This is a genomic window from Roseobacter sp. FCG-D35 (assembly GCF_033436665.1).
GTDB lineage: Bacteria > Pseudomonadota > Alphaproteobacteria > Rhodobacterales > Rhodobacteraceae > JAWQFO01.
In genome coordinates, this window is sequence record NZ_JAWQFO010000011.1 from 24,848 (window position 1) to 39,802 (window position 14,955).

Below are 14,955 nucleotides of genomic sequence, written 5' to 3' on the forward strand. Positions count from 1 at the left end.
TTAGTCCCAGGCACCGAACCGGCTGCGATCTTCCTGAAGGCAGTCGCGAGCACTGACCTGTGTAAGGGCGACGTGACCGACCTGCGCCTATCCTCTGGCAAACCAGGATGATCTGCATTTCGGCAACCCTTGAAAGGATTGGCGATGGCCCAACCCAATGTACTCAACCCGCACCCGCCCGAGTTCGATCGGTTTCTCCATGCCTCCGTCGGCGAGGACCGGAACGGCTATGCCGTGACTGTGCTCTCCACGCTTGCGCGGCTTGGCCTCGATCCATGGAAGGAAACCGCTGAACTGGTCACGCTGGGGCGCGACGCCGCGCGGGCGCGATTGGGAGCGCTGCTTGCTCGATCTCATGACGTTCCCGCGCTCGCCAGCGACCACGGGAGGGTTGCACGAGACTTGAGCCAGCTGCTTCCCGAAGGACCGACGTCAGGTGCCCTGCAGCGCGCTGGCTCGACGGTGGCCGATGGCCGCCCGGGCACAAGCGGAGCGATCTGGGCAGTAATCGCGATCATCTTTGTACTGGTTCAGGTGTTCATGGTTGGCGAGTGGGGGTCAGGCGAATGACCGTATCAACCGCGACCGCGAGGAGACCGGCTCATGCAGCGCACGAGTCCGGTACGCTTTCTCCACACGAACAGGGCATACTTTGGGACATGGAGGAACACTTCTGGACCAGTGGCGCCGAAAACGCGCGGGCAATGACAGCAAGCAACGCCGTGATGATTTTCCCCTATCCGCCCGGCATCCTTCAGGGCGACCAGATCTGGACCCATCTTCGGGAAAGGACCGGCTGGCGCACCGTTGTCATGGCCGAACGGCGCGTGACGCGGTGTCGTGTGATATCGCCATTCTCACCTATCGCGCCTCGGCGGAAAAACCCAATGTGCCGATGTACACGGCCCTCTGTGCTTCTACCTGTCTCAATGAACAGGACAACTGGCTGAGGATTTCCCACCAGCAAACTGCAATGAGTTAAGACGCTCGTGGGCAATCGAACCGCCGCAGGCGTCGGGGCTAACCTGCGTCAGTGCGGCGGGGCGCCGACTCCGCTTAGGTGAGACATGCCGCCAAGTATTAGGTGGTGCGTAATTTCCAAGTACCAGAGAAGCGTGTGGGCGTGCCGATCCCAAAAGGGTCGGCATGTCGGCGCGCTTCTTATTCTCGGAACGTCCAGAAAGGACAAGTCCAATGGCACCCGAACAGAACAAGACCGCCGAAAAGATGACGTCCGTTAAGGCCGCGTGGGACAAGGCGCCCGCTGGTCCGAAGAAGGACGCGGCGCTCAAGCACTGTAAGGCCGCTGAGAAGGCGAACGCGGAGAAGAACGACGCCGAGACCATCAAGGAACTCGATGCGGCGACCCACGCCCTCTCGTGAACGCAATCCTCTGACGTGATCACCGGGGCCGCCTGCCGAGAAAGAGAGGGCGGCTCTCTCACTTCAGGAGCGGCCCGGTCTGGTCCAGATATGTTGGATCGAATTCGGCGAGGTCCACCAGCCCACCATAGTCGTGAAACGTGACATGGCCGTCCCGGAAGGTCACCAGTCCGCTCTCGCGAAGCTGCCGCAGGACGCGGTTTACATGTACCGCGCTCAAACCCAGCGTATCGGCGAGGTGGTATTGCGTCAGCGGGCAATCGAATCCTTCCCTGCTGCCAATGCCGACCAGCTCCAGCCGCGATCCCAACTCCAGCAGGAAATGCGCCATGCGGGCATCCGCATCACGCCGACCGATCCCGACGAGATGCTCAACTACCATCGCTTCGTCCCTTGACGCTGCCCAGAGAATGGCGGTCGCAAGGCGCGGCGTCCGCGCGAAGGCATCGAGGAGGTCGCTCGCCAGCACTTCGGCGGCCTCGATGTCGACGATGGGCTCGAAGCTGTGGTCCGAGGTGCGCAACAGGACGCTCCGCAACCCCAGAAAATCACCGGGCACCTGGAAATCCACGATCTGTCGGGTCCCGTCGGCCTGAAGCTTGTAGGAGCAGACCCAACCCGCCGACAAAATATATGCGGCCTCAGCCGACTGACCCTGATGCACCATATTGCGCCCGGCAGCGAACGAGCGCCGACGCTGGTGCAGCTTTTCAAGGACGGCCAGCTCGACCTCCGACAGGGCGACGAAGGTCGAGAGCTTACGGGTCAGCGGGCTGTGTTCAACTGATGTCATGAGGTCTCCTGACGTGTCGTGACCAAAGAGCGCAAATAGGCCCTGACACTGCTCTGGATCAGTTCAGCATAGAGCACTTCCTGCGAGAAGTACGTATGCATTCGAGCCCCGCCTACCATCGGTTTACAATGCCAAGAAAGGAAACCGGGATGACAATCGACAGCGAACATGCAGGCCAAGCCGCCCTATCGATCTGCGAGGCGCTCCTGCTCGCAATGAACGACAGTGGATTGCTGCCGGAGCACGAGATCGTCGGCCTTCTTCGCGACGCCGCGGCGTCCCATCAGAACGCGGCCGGCACGGAACTCGAAATAGCACAGCACCGTTCGGTCGCAGATTTGATCAACGCAGTAATCGCCGGTGGCAAATCTGTTCGACGCTTGTGATGCAATGCCGCTGTGATCTTAATCCGCAAGCATGGAGAAGAACCCGATCAGCGTATTGCTGCCTTCAACGCATCGAAGCCGGGTAAAAGGAAGAAAAAATCTGGTCTCTGACATGTAAACTGATCGAACTCACTCATTTGCTGTTTCAGGTTTGCAAACAGCGCGACACGGCGCGATATCGAGTAATCCAGTATGAACGTAGGCCGCAGACGACATCACACGATTCATAAACGACGCGACAACCTGCACGTTCCATCTCGGACAACGGCAATTTTCCGTTCTCCGGTGACCGCTCGCACAGGCTGTCAAATTGTTGGCGTATGAAGCAGCAATGGGGCAACTTGGCCTCGGACCCGAACATCCCGCGAGCGGGCTTGGAACCGTGATGTATGGTGCAACATGTATAACCGCCCCTTGCGCAAGGGGTAGTTTCAGAGCTGTGGCATGCGGGCCTTTATCTTGACGTCGAGTTGGGCGCACGACTTGCAACGCCCGTCCATAGAGCGCCCACCAAACGGAATGTGGCCTCAAGCCATGGCGCGCTTGCCTTGACGGTGATGAGCGGCGCCGAGTGCCTGTGAGAGTGCCTATCCGGGAAGCCGGGCGATTTTTCGATATGGAACGCTACAAGCGCGCCAGAAGTTCATCTTTCTTCGCTTCGTACTCTTCCTTGGAGAGGATGCCCTTCTCAAACAGGCCGGCGAGCCGTTCAATCCGGCTGCATATCTGGTCATCGCTCAGGGCATGAGAGGCCACGACACCAGGCGCCGGTTGTGTTTCCGGTTCAGCACCCTGTGCAGTGGCCGGAGTGGCAAGAGGCGCCTCCGTTGAAGTCGGGGTCGCGCTGTCTCGCGACGTGGGCGATGTGCCATCGACGATGGACAGCTCCGAAATCGGGACAAGGCCGCGCTGGCTGGTGAAGCTGAGGCTCTGGCCCGCGCCCTGCGCCTGTCCGAAACCGGCGATCTGGTGGTCGCCGGTGTCGTAGACCGTGGTCTGTCCTCCGACCTTGAGCGCCAGCCTTCGCTTTTCGGGGAAGTAGGCGTAACGCAGGTCATTTTGCGTTCCGACGGAAGACGGCTGACCAAGATCGGCGGGTCAGTCGCTGCTCTCCTGCACGAACAGGCTGTCCCCGGATACGTCGCGAGTCCCGCCTTGAGATTGCGATTGCGAGGAGACCGGTACGGCAAAAAGTCTGTGCTGTTGCACGATCCCCGAAAGCTCCGTGCAAAGGGTGTCGACTCGGGCCTTCTGGCCGTTGTTGAACATGTCACCGACCATGGTCATCCCGCCCAGTGACCATTGCCCAATGGCGACAAGCTCAGGCTGGTTGAACTGCGCTTGAGTGCCATGCCCTGCGGACACTGCCATGAGCATATGCATGGCGGCATCGCCGCTGATCACATGGCGAGCCGCGATATCGGCGACGATCGCCTCGCCTTCTTCAGTCAGTTGGGCCAGGTGGCCACGTTCGGGTTGCTTCAGCCGTGACGGTAGCACCGATGGGCCGCGGCAGGTACCTGGGATCGCGCGGGAGCTGAGCTTGTGCCAACTCAGCTGCCGTTTCAAGCTATCACGCTGAAGCCGGTATTAGTTCGAGGCAGCCACCTGAACGGAGCATCAGTTGCGCCGCGTTCGACAGGCGCTGTCATGCCGCCATGGGCACGCGTCCGATGGGTCGGGGTCCTCAGCGTTTCAGTGCAGCCGGGCTCGCACGAAATAGGCCAGCACATTCGCTTCTCCGAGCAAGCGAAGCGCCTCAAGTCGGTGGAGACCTTCGATCAGAACGTAGCCTTTTCCGTCCGGGCGGAGTTGAACCGGGGTGGTCTGCCCGTCTGCCAGAATATTTTCGGCGAGTTTCAGGACCTTGTTCTCGCACAGTGTCTTTTTTCGCTTGAGCGGAACCCGGACGTCGTCGATCGCAATGGTGTGCGTTTGCAACATGACGCGAGCTTGGAGTAGATGGGTGTGAGACGCCAGTCCCTTTCGTAGCGGGGAAGACCCACCCGGGAAGCCGGATAGGCCTTTGGCGCGTGTATCAGCCCCTAAGAGCCTAACCAAGCCGGCAACTTACGGGCCTCCCGGAAGGTCACAAGGCGGCGTCCGGCCTCGTCCCAGAGTGCGAGCTTCGCGCAACCGAGACTTTCGCGGATCGTGATGCGTCCGACATCGTTGAGCTCGCCATGGTCCCGAAGCACGTCGGGCAGCCGGTAGAAGGGGATGCGGCTCGCGAGGTGGTGGATATGGTGCGCCCCGATGTTCGCCGTGATCCAGGTCAGGACTGGCGGCAGCACGTAGTAGGACGACCCGTGAAACGCGGCGCCCTGCACCGTCCAGTCAGGGTCCTGGTCCCAAGAGGTCTCCTCGAACTGATGCTGGACGTAGAATAGCCAGGTGCCGGCGATAGCCGCGAGCACTATCATCGGCAGGTAGACGAAGACCAGTACCGGAACGCCGCCCAGAATGTAGAGCAACCCGAGCAGAGCGACGATCGCCGCATCGGTGCCGAGTGCGCTTTTCCACTCGCCCCTTCGCGCGTTCAGGGGGTTGGGCGGCACACGGTTCCAGATAAGGAAATTGAATGCCGCAATGACCCCGAAGAGGATGACCGGGTTCCGCAGCAGCCGGTATCCGATCCGCGCAACCAACGGCTTGTCGCGATACTCCGCGATCGTCAGTGTCGGGATGTCCCCGGTGCCGCGATGGTCGAGGTTGCCGGTCGTCGCGTGATGAAGCGCATGGTTCTGTTTCCACACGCCGTACGGCGTGAGCGTCAGCACACCTATGATCCGCCCGCACCAACCGTTCCAGAAGCGGGACGTGAAGAAGGCGCCGTGGCCGCAGTCATGCTGAATCACGAAGAGACGTATGACAAAGGCCGCGTTGATCAGCGATAGGACGACAGACAGCCATGGGCTGATCGCAAGGGACCACCATGACAGGGCGAAGATGAATGCAAAGGGGAGTGCCGTGACCACCAGTTCGAAACGACTGCGCGACGGGATCGGGGTGCGATAGGCCGCGAGGCGTCGAGTCCACGACTGGGCCTTATCGGGCACAGCGGCCGGACCGGAGTCCATTGCCCGAAAGCCTGACTGTCGTGGAGGTTGGTGGGCCGGGCGCCCGTCAGGGCACCCGGTGAAGCTCGGCTCAGGCGAGCGCGAGATTGGTCGCGCTCTCTCTGTTGTCGCGGCCTGCTTCGATATCGAAGGTGACCTTCTGGGCATCGGCGAGGCCGGTCAGACCTGCGCGCTCGACGGCAGAGATGTGGACGAAGACGTCACGTCCTCCGTTTTCGGACTCGATGAAGCCGAAACCTTTGGACGCGTTGAACCATTTCACGGTGCCATTGGCCATATCCGTGATCTCCTGTTCTGGGCGCTGCCCGCAGGATGCGGCAGCCCGGCAATGTCAGACTGATTGATCGACTGAAGCCGGGTGAACGGAGGCAGAGGGTCGCAGAAAAACGTTAGCCCGACTCATGTGGGGATTTCCGGGACGGAAAGCAAGCAGAAGCTTTCAGTAAGTCGCGCTCCCTCGCGAAAAGCCGAGCCGAGAGAGGACATAGTCTGGCGCGGTCCCAGATAGAAAATCGGAACCTTTGTAGACCGTTCCGTGCCAAGCTGAACCATGATTGCAGTCGTACCCAAGCTCAACGACTTTCAACGGACCCTTCGGGTGATCTTGGGCACGGCGGAAGACCCGGGAGAAACCAAATGCGTCACAAGGGCGGCAGACCTGCACGAGGAAGTCGACGGCCATCCCGGTTCCGCAACCAAAATCTGGAATCATCCACGGCGCGATCATCGCGGAGGTGGCCGGGTTATATTGGCGGGATGTCCGCTTCCGCAGTAGGTTCGGGCTGCGTTCGCGCCTGCGGCGAACTTCCGGAAGCCGCCCTCCCTGCAGAAAGATAGCTGTTCGGCGGCAGCTCTGCAGTCTTGGCAGTCGCAACCATGATATGTTAGAAAACCTCGGACTAAACGCGAAGTTGTCCGAGGTTACCCATCAGTGCCACGCGATCCGACACAGAGACAGCGCCTCCTTGAGTATCTGGAGTCCCATGCGCCAGCGCGCGCACGGGAACTCGAGGGTGTGGGCGTCTCAGCGGCAGCGATCTCTCGCGCAGTGCGGTCCGGAGACATCCTCCGGCTTGGTCGAGGGCTCTATAGCCTGCGCGACAGCGCACCCGACACGCACGAGACCCTGATCGAAGTCGCCAAGCGCGCGCCGAAGGCCGTCATCTGCCTCACATCGGCACTGGCGTTCCATGGCCTGACCGATCAACTTCCGCGTCGTGTCTGGATCGCCATCGGCGCCAAGGATTGGGAACCGAAAATCACGTATCCGAAGGTCCGAAGTGTCCGGTTCCGCGAACCCTATTTCTCCGGCGGTGTCGAGGAACACCAGATGGGCGGGGCGACGATCAGGATGTACAAGATACCGAAGACCCTCGCCGACGCATTCCGGAACCAGCGCCTGGTCGATCGATCGGTCGCCATCGAGGCGCTCAAAGCCGCGATCGAGCAGCGCAAGACGACGCCGTCTGCGATTGCCGTGGCTGCGCGGACCTACGGCGCCTGGAACCAGATGCGGCCCTACCTTGAGGCCGTGACGTCGAATGGCTGACAAGCTCAAGAACATCGCCGCGTCGGTGCGTCAGAGACTGCTGAACCTCGCACGAGCGGAGGAGCAGGCCTTCGACGTGGTGTTGGTCGCATTCGGACTGGAGCGCCTGATCTACCGCCTATCGGTGTCTGCACACCGCGATCGCTTCGTCCTGAAGGGCGGGATGCTCGTGACTCTCTGAACGAATGACAGAGGCCGGTTTACCCGAGACATCGATTTCCTGTCGTTCGGCGCCAAGGACGAGGCGACCCTGAAGAAGACCATCGCGGAGATCCTCGAAATCGACGCCGGTGACGGACTGGTTTTTGATGGTGGCAGTCTCACGGCGGCCCCTATCCGAGAAGATCAGGTCTACGGCGGCATGCGCCTCAAGACGGTCGCGTATCTCGAGAAAACGCGGATCCCGATCACGATCGATGTCGGATTCGGAGACGCGCTTGGAAACCCCGACTACACGCTCGACTACGGCTCCCTGCTGGACTTTCCCTCAGCATCGGTGCGCGCCTACTCCCCCGAGACCGTCATCGCGGAGAAGTTCCAGGCGGTCGTCGCGCTCGGTGTCATCAATGGTCGGATGAAGGATTACTACGACCTCTGGGCACTGCCAAAGGCCGTCGATCTCGATTCCGACGACTTGCAGGTTAGCATTGAGAAGACCTTTGAGCGGCGCCAAACGGAGGTGCCGCACGAGCGACCGCCGGGCCTGTCCCAGGCGTTCGCCACCGACGCGACGAAGGCCGCACAGTGGCGCGCCTATTCCGAGGCGACCGAGATCGAAGGTATGAGCCTAGCGGAAGTCGTGGATGACATCTGGACCACGCTTGAACCGATTTGCGCGCGCGCCAGTGCTGCGAACAAGAAATAGTGACGTCAGCTTGTGGTCCGGCGACGTGCTCATGCCCCAGTCGCGGACAGCACGCCAGCATCTTCGAGTTGCTCACGATCCGGCAGGTCCTGCAGTGACTCCAGATCAAATGCCACGAGGAACTGTTCCGTCGTCACATAGGTATAGGGCGCCCCGCGTTGCGGCGACCTGGGCCCGGTCCCGATAAGCCCGCGCGCGTGCAGGCGGCCGATCAGGTCCCGGCTGACTTCCTTGCCGAAGATGTCCTTCAGCCCGTCTCGTGTAATCGGCTGGTGATAGGCGATGGCTGCCAGGACGGCGACATCGTACTCGCGCAAATCGAGATCCTGATCGCGCACATCGGCGGCCATCCGGATTGCCGCCGCATAGGTTGGTCGCGTCCTCAGCATCCAGCCGCCCGCCACCTGGGAGACTTCGAACGCCCGGCCTTCGAGATCGGCGATCAGGTCTTCAATGAGGAGATCGACCGAGGCCCCCTGCCCCACCACGCGGGCCAGGTCTTCGCGTGGCACCGCCGAGGCGCTGGCGAAAAGCACGGCTTCGATCCGGCGCATCCATTCTTGCCAGCGCAGATCGGGCGGCAGGTCTTCCAGCTCGCGGTCCAGATCGGTGTCGGCATTGTCCCTGGCCATCGCTCAGACCCCGTAGAGCCGGAAGGTGTCGCGCCCGGTCATCTCGCGCACGGCGCCGAGGTCCACGAGTCGGTCACAGAACCTGCGTGCCGCGCGATCGGAGCGCAACGAGGTGAGCGCCGCCGGCGCAACCGCGTCCTGGCTCAGAAACAGGGCCACCGCCTCGTCAGCACCTTTGGCCCGAAGCTTCGGTGCCACGGCATGAAGCCGCGCCACGCGACGGGTCAGATCTGACGCCTCACGCACCGCATCGGTCGCTGCTGCCGAGATCGCCCGATGACAGGCCAACCGCAGGTCTCCGTCGGCCTTCCGCAAATCGGCTCGCTTGAGACTTAGGGCCAGAAGCGGCAGGACATGGCTCCACTCGAGCGCTTGTGCCAATGCTGCATCCGCGAGCAGCAGTGATGCGGTGTGGTCTCGCGGACGCTCCTTGATCACGACTTGCAACACGGCTGCGGCCCGCGCGATCGGCGCCCCCTGCGCCGCGTCCAACCAAGTGGCAATTTGCTCCGCCTCGACTTGGGGCAACGCACAATGCAGCGTGTTCACCGAGACCGGGCGCTCGACGGCCTGCCGCCAGGTCAGATAGACCTCGCCTGCCGGACCAGGGTTATCATCGGATTGCAGGAACGCCAGGACATCGCGCAGGTCTGAAGCCCGTTCTGGTCGTCCCTGGTGCGTCACGCAGGCCTCCGCCACCCGCAGCGTCAGCCGCGCTCGGAGCAAGGTCTGGGGCACGTCCTCGTGTCTCAGCACAAGATGGAGGTGGGCAAGCGCTGCGCCCGACAAAAACGCCACATCTTCAGGGGTTTCCGCGCGTGTCGACGTGACCCAAGACGGCATCCGGGGTAGGCTCTCGAAGTCGTCGCGGGCGTAGGTCATGCCACAACACTAGTCTCTCGCGGCGCTTTTGCCTACAAGATAGTGTATAAACCGCCCCACCCTGTCGGTCGTCAATATGTCCAATAAGTTTGCCTTATCGGACGTATTTGGATAGGCTCGAAAACATGAGAAATCTCACAAACAAGGGGACCAGAACCGAAGCCTCCGGCGCCACTGAGGCCGAGATTTCGAGCTCAACGCCCGAGGACACGCCGAACAGCAACGAGCGTGACGCGAGAGACGCTCCGGACGGAGCCTCTATCGCCCTGCCCTCCCATGTGGCCGGCTCCGGGACCCTGGACCGTCTGGTCGACACGGCGCGCGACTACGCGAAAGCTTCGACAGCCGAGAACACGAACAAGGCCTATGCCGCCGACTGGAAACATTTCGCGCGCTGGTGCCGCCTGAAGGGCACAGACCCCCTGCCCACTTCGCCTGAGATGATCGGCCTCTACCTGACCGACCTGGCAGCGCCGACGAACGGCTCCCTTGCCCTGTCGGTCAGCACCATCGAGCGCCGACTCTCCGGCCTCGCATGGAACTACGCGCAGCGCGGTGTCTCGCTCGATCGCAAGAACCGCCACATCGCCACCGTGCTGGCCGGGATCAAACGCAAGCACGCACGCCCGCCCGTCCAAAAAGAGGCCATTCTCCCCCAAGATATCCTCGCCATGGTCGCCACCCTGTCCCACGATCTGCGCGGACTCCGCGACCGGGCGATCCTCCTGATCGGCTATGCTGGCGGCTTGCGGCGCTCCGAGATCGTCAGCATCGACGTCCACAAGGATGACACGACGGACAGCGGCGGCTGGGTCGAGATCCTCGAGGATGGTGCTGTCCTCACGCTCAACGCCAAGACCGGCTGGCGCGAGGTCGAAATCGGCCGTGGCTCGACCGAGCGGACTTGCCCGGTCCATGCGCTCGAGCAGTGGCTCCATTTCGCCAGGATCGACTCCGGCCCGGTCTTCGTGCGCACCTCGCGGGACGGCAACCGCGCGCTCGACACCCGGCTCTCCGACAAGCATGTCGCGCGGCTGATCAAGGCCACCGTTTTGAAAAGCGGCATCCGGTCCGATCTGCCCGAGAAAGACCGGGTCGCCCTCTTCTCTGGACATTCGCTCCGCGCTGGCCTTGCCAGTTCGGCCGAGGTCGACGAGCGCTACGTCCAGAAGCAGCTCGCGCACGCGTCGGCGGAGATGACCCGTCGCTACCAGCGCCGCCGCGACCGGTTCCGGGTCAATCTGACCAAGGCCGCCGGACTGTAGCCCCCCAATCACGCCGCCTGCCCGCTCAACCGGCCATAGATGCTCCGCTCGAGATGCAGCTCCCCTGCCCCGGCCTTCTCGACCATGCCGCGGAGGTAACCGCCCGGTGATGCCACCTCGCCTTTGGCATGTTTGTCAAACACGAGCACCATCGCCGCCGCGGCCGCCTGCTTGCCCAGGCCCTCCTGCGCCTCCAGCCAGGCATGCTCGGACACCCCGATCATCGGCCTCAACTGGCCCGCAACCCGATAGACATCGCCCCAATCCTTCAGGTATCCGCCCAGATCTCGGGCCCACTGGGCGAATTCCGGACAGGCCTGCATGATCGTCGGCACATCCAACGCCACACCGCGCAATTTCGGCTCCGGTTGTGCCTCATCCTTTCGCGCCCTCTCAATCGGGACCGCCGGTTCAGGTTTCCGCGCCACGCCCGCCGCTTGCTCAGTTTCCGAGCGATTACAGGTTACAGGTTCAGGTTGTTTTGTAATTTGTATATGGGGTCCGGAAATGACCTCCCTGGGGTTCATTTTATGAGTCTTGTTGATCCGTTTTCCCTTGGTTAGAGACTGTTTCTCCACAGAATCTTCCGTCCGCGCCGCCTTGAGATAGGCCGCCTCCACCTTGCCCTGCAGGTCCCGGAACCAGCCCAGGAGCCGCTCGAGCGTCTCCGCCGCGACGATGCGCCTTGGAAGCCTCCCTAGAAGCTCCTCGAACACTGCCTGGAGCTGTCCCCAGGGGCCCTTGAGCGCTCCGCTGAGCGCAGCCTCGAGCCGGGCACGGATCATCCGCCGTGACACGGTGATCTGGCGCTTGAGGAACTGGCAGAGCTCGCGCTCGGCCTGCAATTCGGCCTGCAGCGCTTCGAACTCTTCCGCCCGGGCCGCCATTGGGGACAGATCGAAGCCGTAGGCCTCGATGATGACGCCGTTCTCGTCGCGCCTGCCCCACCGCTTGCCGTTCGGGCTGTCCTTGAAGGCAATCACACCCGCCTCCGCGAGCCGCCGGGCATGGCGCTTGAGCGCCGAGAGCGAGAAGCCCGTCTGCGCCATCAGATAGGCGTTCGAGGCCCAGACGATCGGCCGCCGCCCCTCCTCCCAGTCCTGGGCCTGCGTGAACGCCCCGAGCGTGTCTAGGAGCATCAGGTCGCTCGGTTTGAGTCCTATGTGGCTCCCCACACGCTTCACCGCGACGAAGGCGCGCGATTTCGGGACGTTGATCTCCGCACCGGCCTCGGCAAACTCCTCGGCCCGCGCCAGACCCGCACTGGCTTTGCGCCATCCAGTGTTGACCGGCAAGCCGAAACCGTTCCGAACCCCATGCGGTCCGGCTGCTCCACCTGGAGCGCTGCTCAGATGTTCCATCTTTGTTCGACAGGCAAAGAAAACCCGTTCGTCCGAGGACGTTTTTCGTTGTCTGGTGATTCGCGGGCTGCTAGAGTTGTCGTGTCAAAACAAGTTGCGCTTCGTGCGCTGCAGCCCTCGAGACCTCGGTTTCGAGGGTTTCTTTTTCCGCCGTCCTCCTTTCTGCTCTGTGCCTCACGTCATGCGGTTAACAGCTGCTAACCGCCCTCGCCTCCGCGGTTCTCTGCCTGGAACCGTTCGAAGGACTCCGCGATCAGACCGTCGAGATTCTGGTCCAACCATTCTGCAAACTCTTTCTGCGCCCCCGATTTCGCCACGGACATCGTGACCGAGGACCTGCTGGTCTTGATCTGCACCCCTGCAACCGGGCTGCGCTCCTGCTGCGCGCGGTCCCGGGCGCCACGACGGGCCACCTCCGACAGGACAGCCTCGAAACGTCCGTCCGACGTGCCGCCCTCGCCAAGCGCGGCGAGGATCTTGAGGGCCTTGGCCTCGTCGAGACGTCCGCTCTCGAAGCCGGTTGCGAGCGACATCCATTTCGGCCGACCGGCCGCTGGTGCCGCGCCGATCCGGTCGCCTACGGGGTCCGGCACCAGGCGGGTGATCCGTTCGAGTTGCGAGAGCGTGGCCTTGCTAACGGCGAGCGCCTGGCACACCTCGCTGCGGGAATAGCCCTGTTCCAGGATCGCCTGCGCAAATCGCGCCCTCTCGTAGTAGCTGAGATCGGTCCGGCTGGCGTTCTCGAGACCCTTGGCCATGAGGGCTTCCGCATCATCGAGCGTCCGGATCAGGGCTTTCACCGGAATCCCGAGCTGCCGACAGGCCAGGATCCGACGCCGTCCGTAGATGACTTCGAAATGTCCGTCCTTCTCCTTCGACGGCCGCAGGAGCACCGGCACCTGCTGGCCGGAGGCGCCGATGCTCTCGGCAAGCTCGTCCACCTCGGCGCTGTTAACAGCTGTTAACTCGACCCCCAGGCGGTCTTGCGGTCCCCACGCGAGGATCAGCGCCGGATCGATCTCCTGGATGCCGCCGAGGCCCGCCCGGACCGACCCGATCGTCCCTCTCGGTAAGGTGCGCTGCGCGCGATCGCGGGGCTCCGTATGCGAGGCAGCGACCTCTGTCGCCGCACTGATCGCCGCCATGATGCCGGTCTTGTTCTTACCCATCGCCATGACTACCGCCCCCACGCCCGTTGGATCATCGACGCGATCTCCACGCCCACCGCATCCGTACTGCCTCGGGCACGGTCATAGGTCGATCGCGTCATCTCGGCGCGGGCAACCTCGTAGATCGACATCTTCAGCATCGCCGCATCCGCGACCGCCGTGCTGCGCAGCATCGTCGCGCCGACGACGCGGTCCTGGAACAGCGCCCGCATGAGGCTGACGATCTGTTGGCTCGGAATGTCCGAGGGATCGTCGCGGGTGATCAGAAACGAGAAGAAATCATGGTCGAGATGCACCCCGGTCTCCTCGATCACCCCGAGATAGGCCGAGGTCATTTCGATGAACTGCTGGGTCGAAGCGAGATCGAGCATGCTCGGCGTCATCGGCACAATCACCGAGGTCGCTGCGTAGAGACCGGTCAGCGTCAGGAACCCGAGCGCCGGCGGGCTGTCGATCACCACAACATCGTAGTCCTGCTCGACGGTGGCCAGGGCCGCACTCAATCGCTCGAAGAACGCCACGCCGCGACCAGCATTCACCGCGGTCTCGGTCTCGAACTCGCTCAGCACCAGCTTCGCAGGCGCCAGGTCGAGGCCAGGGAAATAGGTTTGCACGATGGCCTCGCGCATCGGCAGCGGATCGTCATAACGCAGCGCATCGTAGACCGAGGTTCCGTCGAACTCGAGCTCGGTCTGGATGCCGCAGAACCCGGTCATGCTGCCTTGCGGATCGAGATCCACCGCCAAGACGCGATAGCCGTTGAGCGCCAGGTAGTGGCAGAGATGGATGGCAGAGGTCGACTTCGCCGATCCGCCCTTGAAGTTCATGAACTGGATGACCTGTAGCCGATCCTCGCCACGGCGCCCAGGCAGATACTTGCCGGGCGTGCGGGACCCGTCCTCTAGAAGGCGCCGCGCCGCCAGCATCTCGGCGGCGGAATAAAAGCGGCGTCCGTTCCGGATGTCCTGTGGCTCGGGCAGGGTGCCGTCACTATGGCACTTGCGCAGAAACTGGCCGGTCACCCCGAGAAGATCAGCAGTCTCTGTGGCGCTGAATAGTCTCAGATACTTCCGCTGGTCGGGGGCATAGGCCTGCTCGAGATGGGTGGTGAGCGCGGTGTGTAGACGCGCCGCCATCTCCCGCGTAAGGTCGGTTTGAGAGGCCGCCCGGATCGGTGCCGTCTGGAACATGGTTTTCATTTTCCTGCTCGAATGCGCTTATTTGCGCAACTTGACTCGATAGGTTGCGATTCACCTGCCTAAGTCAAGGAAAATATCCACAATTTGTGTGTTCGGGTTGTTCACTATACCAGCTAAAGTGACAGCTCGCGCCAGTTAACAGCTGTTAACAGCGCTTGGGCCGCGCCCGATAGGCCGTCGGCGCTCTCTCACGCCGCCCGGTCTTTGTCTCCGCGCATTCAGACAGCGCATGCCGCAACGGGGCCACGTTGGCGGCATCAGCGGAGCGGACTTCTACCGCAGCAATCCCTGGCTCAAGAACCTACCGCTCGTAGCGTAGGTTCTCCAGTGTCACGCCCTCAATGACTGTATCGAGGAAGGGCAGGGCCCCGAACGTCCTGGGCTGACATGC

17 protein-coding genes and 1 pseudogene are annotated in these 14,955 nt (G+C 62.5%); 7 read left to right on the forward strand and 11 right to left on the reverse strand.

Features of this window, described 5'->3' with window-relative positions:
- The first annotated feature begins 144 nt into the window (after positions 1–144).
- Positions 145–570: a hypothetical protein gene (locus R5H30_RS19680; RefSeq protein WP_318330358.1), complete on the forward strand. Its 426-nt coding sequence runs from the start codon at positions 145–147 to the stop codon at positions 568–570.
- Between the two features lie 624 nt (positions 571–1,194).
- Positions 1,195–1,383 (forward strand): hypothetical protein, encoded by a 189-nt coding sequence (locus tag R5H30_RS19685; protein ID WP_318330359.1) that lies wholly within the window; start codon positions 1,195–1,197, stop codon positions 1,381–1,383.
- A 58-nt stretch (positions 1,384–1,441) separates the two neighbouring features.
- Here the strand turns inward: R5H30_RS19685 and R5H30_RS19690 are convergent, their stop codons facing one another.
- Positions 1,442–2,176 (reverse strand): Crp/Fnr family transcriptional regulator, encoded by a 735-nt coding sequence (locus tag R5H30_RS19690; RefSeq protein ID WP_318330360.1) that lies wholly within the window; start codon positions 2,174–2,176, stop codon positions 1,442–1,444.
- Between the two features lie 149 nt (positions 2,177–2,325).
- On the opposite strand from R5H30_RS19690, the gene R5H30_RS19695 reads away from it, so the two are divergent.
- On the forward strand, positions 2,326–2,562 hold the full coding sequence (locus R5H30_RS19695) for a hypothetical protein (protein WP_318330361.1): 237 nt from the start codon (positions 2,326–2,328) through the stop codon (positions 2,560–2,562).
- 624 nt (positions 2,563–3,186) lie between these two features.
- On the opposite strand, the gene R5H30_RS19700 is transcribed toward R5H30_RS19695, so the two are convergent.
- The 5 genes from R5H30_RS19700 to R5H30_RS19720 form a co-directional block, all read right to left on the reverse strand.
- On the reverse strand, positions 3,187–3,318 hold the full coding sequence (locus tag R5H30_RS19700; protein WP_318330362.1) for an SHOCT domain-containing protein: 132 nt from the start codon (positions 3,316–3,318) through the stop codon (positions 3,187–3,189).
- A 342-nt stretch (positions 3,319–3,660) separates the two neighbouring features.
- On the reverse strand, positions 3,661–4,131 hold the full coding sequence (locus tag R5H30_RS19705) for a hypothetical protein (protein WP_318330363.1): 471 nt from the start codon (positions 4,129–4,131) through the stop codon (positions 3,661–3,663).
- Between the two features lie 126 nt (positions 4,132–4,257).
- Positions 4,258–4,506, reverse strand: coding sequence for a ParB N-terminal domain-containing protein (locus R5H30_RS19710; RefSeq protein WP_318330364.1), 249 nt, complete (start codon positions 4,504–4,506; stop codon positions 4,258–4,260).
- 101 nt (positions 4,507–4,607) lie between these two features.
- Positions 4,608–5,621, reverse strand: coding sequence for a fatty acid desaturase (locus tag R5H30_RS19715; protein WP_318330365.1), 1,014 nt, complete (start codon positions 5,619–5,621; stop codon positions 4,608–4,610).
- Between the two features lie 91 nt (positions 5,622–5,712).
- A complete protein-coding gene (locus R5H30_RS19720) occupies positions 5,713–5,919 on the reverse strand; it encodes a cold-shock protein (protein WP_318330366.1) in 207 nt (68 codons plus the stop codon).
- Between the two features lie 654 nt (positions 5,920–6,573).
- Here R5H30_RS19720 and R5H30_RS19725 point away from each other — a divergent pair.
- The 3 genes and pseudogenes from R5H30_RS19725 to R5H30_RS19735 all read left to right on the forward strand — a co-directional run.
- Positions 6,574–7,191 (forward strand): type IV toxin-antitoxin system AbiEi family antitoxin domain-containing protein, encoded by a 618-nt coding sequence (locus R5H30_RS19725; protein WP_318330367.1) that lies wholly within the window; start codon positions 6,574–6,576, stop codon positions 7,189–7,191.
- Positions 7,184–7,372 carry a hypothetical protein gene (locus R5H30_RS19730; RefSeq protein ID WP_318330368.1) on the forward strand — a complete coding sequence of 63 codons (189 nt, stop codon included), beginning with the start codon at positions 7,184–7,186 and terminating at the stop codon, positions 7,370–7,372. The genes R5H30_RS19725 and R5H30_RS19730 overlap by 8 nt, the downstream gene beginning before the upstream one ends.
- Before the next feature lie 24 nt (positions 7,373–7,396).
- Positions 7,397–8,056 (forward strand): annotated as a pseudogene (locus R5H30_RS19735) (nucleotidyl transferase AbiEii/AbiGii toxin family protein); the annotation flags it as partial.
- A 29-nt stretch (positions 8,057–8,085) separates the two neighbouring features.
- On the opposite strand, the gene scpB reads toward R5H30_RS19735, so the two are convergent.
- Both scpB and R5H30_RS19745 read right to left on the reverse strand, forming a co-directional pair.
- Positions 8,086–8,688 carry an SMC-Scp complex subunit ScpB gene (scpB, locus tag R5H30_RS19740; RefSeq protein ID WP_318330369.1) on the reverse strand — a complete coding sequence of 201 codons (603 nt, stop codon included), beginning with the start codon at positions 8,686–8,688 and terminating at the stop codon, positions 8,086–8,088.
- Positions 8,689–8,691: 3 nt separating this feature from the next.
- Positions 8,692–9,570, reverse strand: coding sequence for a DUF1403 family protein (locus tag R5H30_RS19745; RefSeq protein WP_318330370.1), 879 nt, complete (start codon positions 9,568–9,570; stop codon positions 8,692–8,694).
- Positions 9,571–9,695: 125 nt separating this feature from the next.
- Here R5H30_RS19745 and R5H30_RS19750 point away from each other — a divergent pair, with 125 nt between their 5' ends.
- Entirely contained in the window at positions 9,696–10,835 is a 1,140-nt protein-coding gene (locus tag R5H30_RS19750) for a tyrosine-type recombinase/integrase (protein ID WP_318330482.1), read from the forward strand.
- A gap of 8 nt (positions 10,836–10,843) precedes the next feature.
- Here the strand turns inward: R5H30_RS19750 and repC are convergent, their stop codons facing one another.
- The 3 genes from repC to repA form a co-directional block, all read right to left on the reverse strand.
- The gene (gene repC / locus R5H30_RS19755; RefSeq protein ID WP_318330371.1) at positions 10,844–12,196 is read right to left on the reverse strand and encodes a plasmid replication protein RepC; all 1,353 of its coding nucleotides are present in this window, start codon (positions 12,194–12,196) and stop codon (positions 10,844–10,846) included.
- A 197-nt stretch (positions 12,197–12,393) separates the two neighbouring features.
- Positions 12,394–13,365 (reverse strand): plasmid partitioning protein RepB, encoded by a 972-nt coding sequence (repB, locus tag R5H30_RS19760; RefSeq protein ID WP_318330373.1) that lies wholly within the window; start codon positions 13,363–13,365, stop codon positions 12,394–12,396.
- A gap of 8 nt (positions 13,366–13,373) precedes the next feature.
- Positions 13,374–14,555, reverse strand: a complete 1,182-nt coding sequence (gene repA / locus R5H30_RS19765; protein ID WP_318330375.1) for a plasmid partitioning protein RepA — start codon at positions 14,553–14,555, stop codon at positions 13,374–13,376.
- Between the last annotated feature and the right edge of the window lie 400 nt (positions 14,556–14,955).

What these genes read in the sequence shown, in the direction of transcription:
- R5H30_RS19680 (WP_318330358.1), top strand. Translation starts at nt 145, where the DNA reads ATGGCCCAACCCAATGTACTCAACCCGCACCCGCCCGAGTTCGATCGG.
- R5H30_RS19685 (WP_318330359.1), top strand. Translation starts at nt 1,195, where the DNA reads ATGGCACCCGAACAGAACAAGACCGCCGAAAAGATGACGTCCGTTAAG.
- R5H30_RS19690 (WP_318330360.1), bottom strand. Translation starts at nt 2,176, where the DNA reads ATGACATCAGTTGAACACAGCCCGCTGACCCGTAAGCTCTCGACCTTC.
- R5H30_RS19695 (WP_318330361.1), top strand. Translation starts at nt 2,326, where the DNA reads ATGACAATCGACAGCGAACATGCAGGCCAAGCCGCCCTATCGATCTGC.
- R5H30_RS19710 (WP_318330364.1), bottom strand. Translation starts at nt 4,506, where the DNA reads ATGTTGCAAACGCACACCATTGCGATCGACGACGTCCGGGTTCCGCTC.
- R5H30_RS19720 (WP_318330366.1), bottom strand. Translation starts at nt 5,919, where the DNA reads ATGGCCAATGGCACCGTGAAATGGTTCAACGCGTCCAAAGGTTTCGGC.
- R5H30_RS19730 (WP_318330368.1), top strand. Translation starts at nt 7,184, where the DNA reads ATGGCTGACAAGCTCAAGAACATCGCCGCGTCGGTGCGTCAGAGACTG.
- scpB (WP_318330369.1), bottom strand. Translation starts at nt 8,688, where the DNA reads ATGGCCAGGGACAATGCCGACACCGATCTGGACCGCGAGCTGGAAGAC.
- R5H30_RS19745 (WP_318330370.1), bottom strand. Translation starts at nt 9,570, where the DNA reads ATGACCTACGCCCGCGACGACTTCGAGAGCCTACCCCGGATGCCGTCT.
- R5H30_RS19750 (WP_318330482.1), top strand. Translation starts at nt 9,696, where the DNA reads ATGAGAAATCTCACAAACAAGGGGACCAGAACCGAAGCCTCCGGCGCC.
- repC (WP_318330371.1), bottom strand. Translation starts at nt 12,196, where the DNA reads ATGGAACATCTGAGCAGCGCTCCAGGTGGAGCAGCCGGACCGCATGGG.
- repB (WP_318330373.1), bottom strand. Translation starts at nt 13,365, where the DNA reads ATGGGTAAGAACAAGACCGGCATCATGGCGGCGATCAGTGCGGCGACA.
- repA (WP_318330375.1), bottom strand. Translation starts at nt 14,555, where the DNA reads ATGTTCCAGACGGCACCGATCCGGGCGGCCTCTCAAACCGACCTTACG.